This is a genomic window from Polaromonas sp. P1_G4, from assembly GCF_056405475.1.
Genome location: NZ_JBFUCA010000268.1, coordinates 1 through 5,680 on the forward strand (window position 1 = coordinate 1; position 5,680 = coordinate 5,680).

Sequence of the window (5,680 nt, forward strand, 5' to 3'; positions counted from 1 at the left end):
GAAGCCATCAGCGCCGTGGCATTGCCTGAGCGCATGTAGACCTGCGCCTTCTCTGGCCCCGAAACCAGCACAACCGGCTGCAGACCGGTGCGACTACCGGGAACGCGAACTTTGTCGACGACCTGGCCCAGAGCGTTGATACGCAGCACTTCTCCGAATTTGGTGACGAACTCGTGGTACACCGGCAAGCCGGTTTCGCCGCTTTCAAAGCTGACGGGTGCTCCTTTGACCAGCGTACTGATGTTCAGGAAGGGCGACGTCACCAGGCGGCGTGGCATGCTCCAGGTCGCGCCTTCATCCGTGGAACGCGCCCAGCTGATAGAGCTGCCCGCCCATCCGCCCAACGAAACGTTGACCATCCACAGGCAGAGTGAACCATCGGGCGCGCGGGCGATCACCGGATTGCCCAGTTTCTTGACATAGCGCCACAGGCCCTGCTGAAGTGTTTGACGGTTGAACAGCGTGCTTTCCGCGCTCCAGCGCAGACTGGCGGGGTCCATCACCGCGGTCTGGATGGTGACATCCCCCGCGCCTTCGCGCGAGCCCGAAAACCAGACCGCGCGCAAGCGACCATCGCGCAACTCCACGAGGGAAGCTGCATGCACAGCCTGGCCGGGAGAAGATGAGACAAATTGCGCATCAAAACGAAAGCGGCCGTCCGGCGAAAGTTGCTGTGYCGGCAAGCCCGCGCGAGGCAAGGACTTGACGGCATCAGCTGAAGGGCTGGACGGCAATGCCGCAAAAGGGGTGGCCGGTGGGCGCTGCAGGATTTTCCACCCAGCCAGGACGAAAGCCAGCACCAGCAAGGCTGCTGCAAGGCGATCCCATGCACCGGACGGTCTGAAATTCAAATGCCCACCTGTCTGTGAAAGCCTGGCAGATGGGTGGGAGCCACTCAGTAGTTGAGAAGCACCGCACCCCAGGTAAAGCCGCCGCCCACACCTTCGAGCATGAGTGTGTCGCCTTTTTGGATCTTGCCGCTGCGCACGGCTACATCCAGCGCGAGCGGGATAGAAGCCGCAGAGGTGTTTCCGTGCTGGTCGACGGTGACAATCAGCTTCTCGAGCGGCATCTTCAGTTTTTTGGCCGTGCTCTGCATGATGCGGATGTTGGCCTGATGTGGAATCAGCCAGTCGATGTCGGCATCAGTCATGTTGGCTTTTGCCAGCGTAGCGCGCGCGGCGCTTTCGAGCACGCCCACAGCCAGCTTGAACACGGCCTGACCGTCCATCTTGAGCAAGGGGTCGCCCAGGATCTGACCACCCGAGACATTGCCCGGCACACACAGGATGCCGACATGCCTGCCGTCGGCATGCAGGTCGCTGGCAAGAATRCCGGGCGTGTCCGAGGTTTCGAGCACCACGGCGCCGGCGCCATCGCCAAAAAGCACACAGGTGGTCCGGTCTGAAAAGTCCAGGATGCGCGAGAACACTTCAGCGCCGATCACCAGCGCTTTGCTGGCCGAACCGGTGCGGATCATGGCGTCGGCCACGGTCAATGCATAGACGAACCCGCTGCACACAGCTTGCACGTCAAAGGCCGGGCAACCGGCGATGCCCAGTTTGTTCTGCAAAATGCAGGCTGCCGAGGGAAACACCATGTCCGGGGTCGAGGTCGCCACGATGATGAGGTCGATATCGGCAGCCTGCAGACCCGCGGCCTGCAGGGCATTTTTGGCGGCTTCTACACCCAGGTCGCTGCTGGTCACGTCGGACGCGGCAAAGTGGCGGGCCCGGATGCCGGTGCGCTCCACAATCCATTCATCGGAGGTTTCTACACCCCGGGTCGCCAGGTCGGCGGCCAATTCGGCATTGGTCAGTCGGCGCGGCGGCAAATAACTACCGGTGCCGGTGATGCGTGAGTAACGGGTCATTAATAAGTGGCMGGTGTTGAGACTGCTGAGTCAACTGGCATTGAGGAGGTGTCGACAGGCGCATCAGCAGGGGGCGCCGCCTGCGCTGCCACCAGCAAAGGGGCCGCATGGGCTATGCGTTCGCGCACTCTCTCAAGCAAATTGTTCCGAGCCGCATCATAAGCCCGATTCAGCGCCGTCTCAAAAGCAAAGGCGTCCGCTGAGCCGTGGCTTTTGAAAACCAGACCTTGAAGACCGAGCAGGGCGGCGCCGTTGTATCGCCTGTGGTCAACCCGATTTTTAAACGCAGTTAGCACCGGATAAGCAATGATGGCCGCAATTTTTGTCAAAACATTGCGGGAAAACTCAGCTTTTATGAAGCCGCCGATCATGCTTGCAAGACCTTCACTAGCCTTGAGCGCGACGTTGCCCACAAAACCGTCACAGACGACGATATCGGTCGTTCCCTTGAAAATATCGTTACCTTCGACATTCCCGTAAAAATTCAAATCACCGGAATTAGACGCAGAACGCAACAATTCGCCGGCTTTTTTTATAATTTCACTACCTTTTATCGCCTCTTCGCCAATATTGAGCAGGCCGACACTGGGCGTGGGGTTGCTGGTGATGGCTGCCACAAGGGCGGATCCCATCACGGCAAACTGCAGCAGGTGATCTTCGGTGCAGTCGACATTGGCACCCAGGTCCAGCACCGTGGTGGCGCCGCCCAGGGCATTGGGCAGCTGGGTAGCAATGGCCGGACGGTCTATGCCCTCCAGGGTTTTGAGGACATAGCGGGCAATGGCCATCAAGGCGCCGGTATTGCCGGCCGACACGGCCGCCTGGGCCACACCATCCTTGACCTGGTTCATCGCGACCCGCATCGAGGAGTTCTTCTTGCGCCGCAAGGCGATCTCGATGGGATCGTCCATGGTGACGATCTCGCTGGCCGGAACGATCTGGCAGCGCGGATGGGCTTGAAGGCGGGGGTACAACGGGTGCCCGGCGAGGACTTCAGGCTGGCCGACCAGCACCACAGCAGCATCCGGATGACCATCCAGGAATGCCAGGCTGGCCGGGAGCGTGACGGCTGGGCCGATATCGCCGCCCATGGCATCGACAGCGATCCTGATCATGGGGCGACCGGTGCAGTCAAGAGAGAGTGGAATTCAGGCAAAAGAAAGGCCCGCAGGATGAGTGCGGGCCCATGCTCAAAGCGTGGAATTACGCTTCGGATTTGGTTTTCAGCACCTTGCGGCCACGGTAAAAACCGGTAGGGCTGATGTGGTGGCGCAGGTGGGTTTCGCCGGTGGTGGATTCCACGGCAATGCCTGGCACGGTGAGTGCGTTGTGCGAGCGGTGCATGCCGCGCTTCGAAGGTGACTTTTTGTTCTGCTGGACGGCCATGATCCGCTCCTGATGGGGTGTAAGGTTGGTAAATTACGCACCAAAATCCGAGTTCAGACAGCTGGACCTGAATATCGGCCCAAGGCGGTCTAAACGCCATGTCACCGTATTCACCGCATTGGTACGCGAAGCCTTTGATTATAGCTCGATGCGAGAGAAATTTCATCACCTCAACCCGCGACTGGTGAAATGCCGACAAATCCAGGAGCTTTACCTGAGAAATATGTAATTCTAAATTACTACTTTTTTGCTTTAAGCTGCGCCAGAACCGCAAAGGGATTGGGTTTTTCACTACCCTCGTCCACCGAATCTGCATTGTCACCAAGGTCGCCCGCCTGCAGTTTGGGCGCGACAGGACACACCTCGTGCATGGGCACCAGCGGCAGGGCCATCAGCAATTCATCTTCCAGCACAGCGAGCAAATCGAACTGGGGCTCCATCACCAGCAAATCCTCTTCAGACTGGTCGTCCTCGGCCATGGCAATGTCTTCATTGGCCACAAAGCGGTACCACTGGTCCACCTCTACAGGTGTGGCAACCACACCCATACAGCGCTGGCAGGTTAAAGGCACAACGGCCTCAGCCGTCAGATGCAACCATACGTCGTCTTCAACGCCCGGGCGTGGGCGCAATTCGCCGACCGCCTGCCATTTCACTGCCGAATCAGCCTGCAACCCTTGCGCTTCGTGCGCAAGGCGCTCCATATTTCGTAGCAAAGTAGTCTCGGAAAGCGCCACGCCATCCTGGGCGAAAGCGGTCATGTTGAGTCGGTTGGGCTGCAGGGATCTGGACATGTGTGCAGTGTAAGAGAATCAAGGCATGAATCCTGTCTCCGACCCTGCCGCAATCTCCAGACACACCGGGCAAAACCGCCCCCTGATTTTGGGCTCGACCTCCCGCTATCGCCGGGAATTGCTGCAGCGGTTGCATATCCCGTTTGAGGTGGTCGCGCCCGACGTGGACGAAACGCCCCATGCCGGCGAACTCCCTGGCCCACTGGCCGAGCGGCTGGCCCTGGCCAAGGCCCGGGCTGTCGCCAAGGCATTTCCCGACGCGGTTGTCATCGGTTCCGACCAGGTTGCAGACCTCGACGGCCAGCCGCTCGGCAAGCCGGGCACCCACGAAAACGCCGTCATCCAGCTGCGCCGGATGCGAGGGCAAACCGTCATTTTTCAGACGGCTGTGGCCGTCGTGTGCCTGGACAGCGGTTATGAAGCGAAAAGTCTGGCCGCAGTGAGGGTGAAATTCCGCGCGCTGACGGATGACGAAATTGAAAACTACCTGCGCACCGAGCAACCGTACGATTGCGCGGGCAGCGCCAAAAGCGAAGGCCTCGGCATMGCGCTGCTTGAATCGATCGACAATGACGACCCGACTGCGCTGATCGGCTTGCCGCTGATCCGCACCTGCAGGCTCATCGAAGCCGCAGGCGTGAAGTTGCTTTCAGCCCGCGGGAGCCAGCCATGAGCGGCGCAACAAAAGGGAAACTTTACCTGGTGCCCGCACCGCTTGACTTCGGCTGCGACGACCTTGCCCCTCTGCAGGATGTCATGCCGCTGGGCACCGTGCAAATCGCCGCCAGGCTCTCCTGCTGGATCTGCGAAAACGCGAAAAGCACGCGCGCCTACCTCAAGCGTATCGACGCGCTGCAGCCGCTCAGCACGCCGCTGCAGTCGCAGCAAATCCAGGAGCTGCCACGGGAGGTTCACAAAAAAGGCGACCACACCGGCAACTTCGACGCGCGCCCCCTTTTGATGGCGGCCGTGGAAAGCCGCGACATGGGCCTGGTCAGCGAAGCCGGCATGCCTGCCATTGCCGATCCCGGATCCTCGGTGGTACGCGCCGCCCATGACCTGGGGCTGGAGGTTGTGCCGCTGACGGGCCCGATGTCGCTGATGCTGGCGCTGGCAGCGAGCGGTCTGAACGGTCAGAATTTTGCGTTTGCAGGCTACTTGCCGCAGGCACCGGCCGAGCGCGTCCAGCGTATCCGGGAACTGGAATCCCTGGCACTCAAATCCGGCCAGACCCAGCTCTTCATCGAAACACCCTATCGCAATGCGGCTTTGTTCCAGTCGCTGCTGCAAACACTGCAGGGCAACACCCGGCTGGCGCTGAGCTGCGGCCTGACGATGACCAAAGGCTGGTCCCGCAGCGCGCAGGTCAGCGGCTGGAAACGCGACAAACTCCAGGCACCACTGGAATTGCCAACCGTTTTCTGTATCGGCCGCTAGAGCGCCAGACAGGAACAAAAAAGCCCGCGCGAAGCGGGCTTTTTGGCAAGGGCCATCACCTTCTCAAGAGGTCGTCCTAGCGAAGCGCCGGAATCGCCTTGAAGGCCTTCATTGCGCCTTCGCCCATCGCCGCGCCAAACTTCTTGGCCAACCGTTCGGCCACATTGTCGCGACGGGTGTAGTCAATGAT

General features: G+C 60.2%; 7 protein-coding genes and 1 pseudogene. 2 read left to right on the plus strand and 6 right to left on the minus strand.

All coding sequences use genetic code 11. The annotated features are described in order from the left end of the window. The 5 genes from AC1D1X_RS13945 to AC1D1X_RS13965 all read right to left on the minus strand — a co-directional run. Window positions 1–851: exo-alpha-sialidase (locus tag AC1D1X_RS13945; RefSeq protein ID WP_477698479.1), on the minus strand; the 851-nt coding region annotated here is incomplete at its 3' end. A 44-nt stretch (window positions 852–895) separates the two neighbouring features. Next, window positions 896–1,873 (minus strand): beta-ketoacyl-ACP synthase III, encoded by a 978-nt coding sequence (locus AC1D1X_RS13950; protein WP_477671315.1) that lies wholly within the window; start codon window positions 1,871–1,873, stop codon window positions 896–898. Next, window positions 1,873–2,988, minus strand: a complete 1,116-nt coding sequence (gene plsX, locus AC1D1X_RS13955; RefSeq protein WP_477671314.1) for a phosphate acyltransferase PlsX — start codon at window positions 2,986–2,988, stop codon at window positions 1,873–1,875. Before plsX ends, AC1D1X_RS13950 begins: the two co-directional genes overlap by 1 nt. A gap of 88 nt (window positions 2,989–3,076) precedes the next feature. After that, complete coding sequence (rpmF, locus tag AC1D1X_RS13960) at window positions 3,077–3,259, minus strand: 50S ribosomal protein L32 (protein ID WP_007873878.1); 183 nt, start codon at window positions 3,257–3,259, stop codon at window positions 3,077–3,079. Between the two features lie 239 nt (window positions 3,260–3,498). Beyond that, a complete protein-coding gene (locus tag AC1D1X_RS13965) occupies window positions 3,499–4,053 on the minus strand; it encodes a YceD family protein (protein WP_477671313.1) in 555 nt (184 codons plus the stop codon). Window positions 4,054–4,078: 25 nt separating this feature from the next. On the opposite strand from AC1D1X_RS13965, the gene AC1D1X_RS13970 reads away from it, so the two are divergent. Both AC1D1X_RS13970 and AC1D1X_RS13975 read left to right on the plus strand, forming a co-directional pair. Continuing rightward, the gene (locus AC1D1X_RS13970) at window positions 4,079–4,726 is read left to right on the plus strand and encodes a Maf family protein (protein WP_477671312.1); all 648 of its coding nucleotides are present in this window, start codon (window positions 4,079–4,081) and stop codon (window positions 4,724–4,726) included. Further along, a complete protein-coding gene (locus AC1D1X_RS13975) occupies window positions 4,723–5,490 on the plus strand; it encodes an SAM-dependent methyltransferase (protein WP_477671311.1) in 768 nt (255 codons plus the stop codon). The genes AC1D1X_RS13970 and AC1D1X_RS13975 overlap by 4 nt, the downstream gene beginning before the upstream one ends. 76 nt (window positions 5,491–5,566) lie before the next feature. Here the strand turns inward: AC1D1X_RS13975 and AC1D1X_RS13980 are convergent. Next, window positions 5,567–5,680 (minus strand): annotated as a pseudogene (locus tag AC1D1X_RS13980) (S49 family peptidase); the annotation flags it as partial.

Bases quoted from the DNA above. Each gene is read 5' to 3' on its own strand.
- AC1D1X_RS13965 (WP_477671313.1), bottom strand. From the start codon at position 4,053: ATGTCCAGATCCCTGCAGCCCAACCGACTCAACATGACCGCTTTCGCC.
- AC1D1X_RS13975 (WP_477671311.1), top strand. From the start codon at position 4,723: ATGAGCGGCGCAACAAAAGGGAAACTTTACCTGGTGCCCGCACCGCTT.
- rpmF (WP_007873878.1), bottom strand. From the start codon at position 3,259: ATGGCCGTCCAGCAGAACAAAAAGTCACCTTCGAAGCGCGGCATGCAC.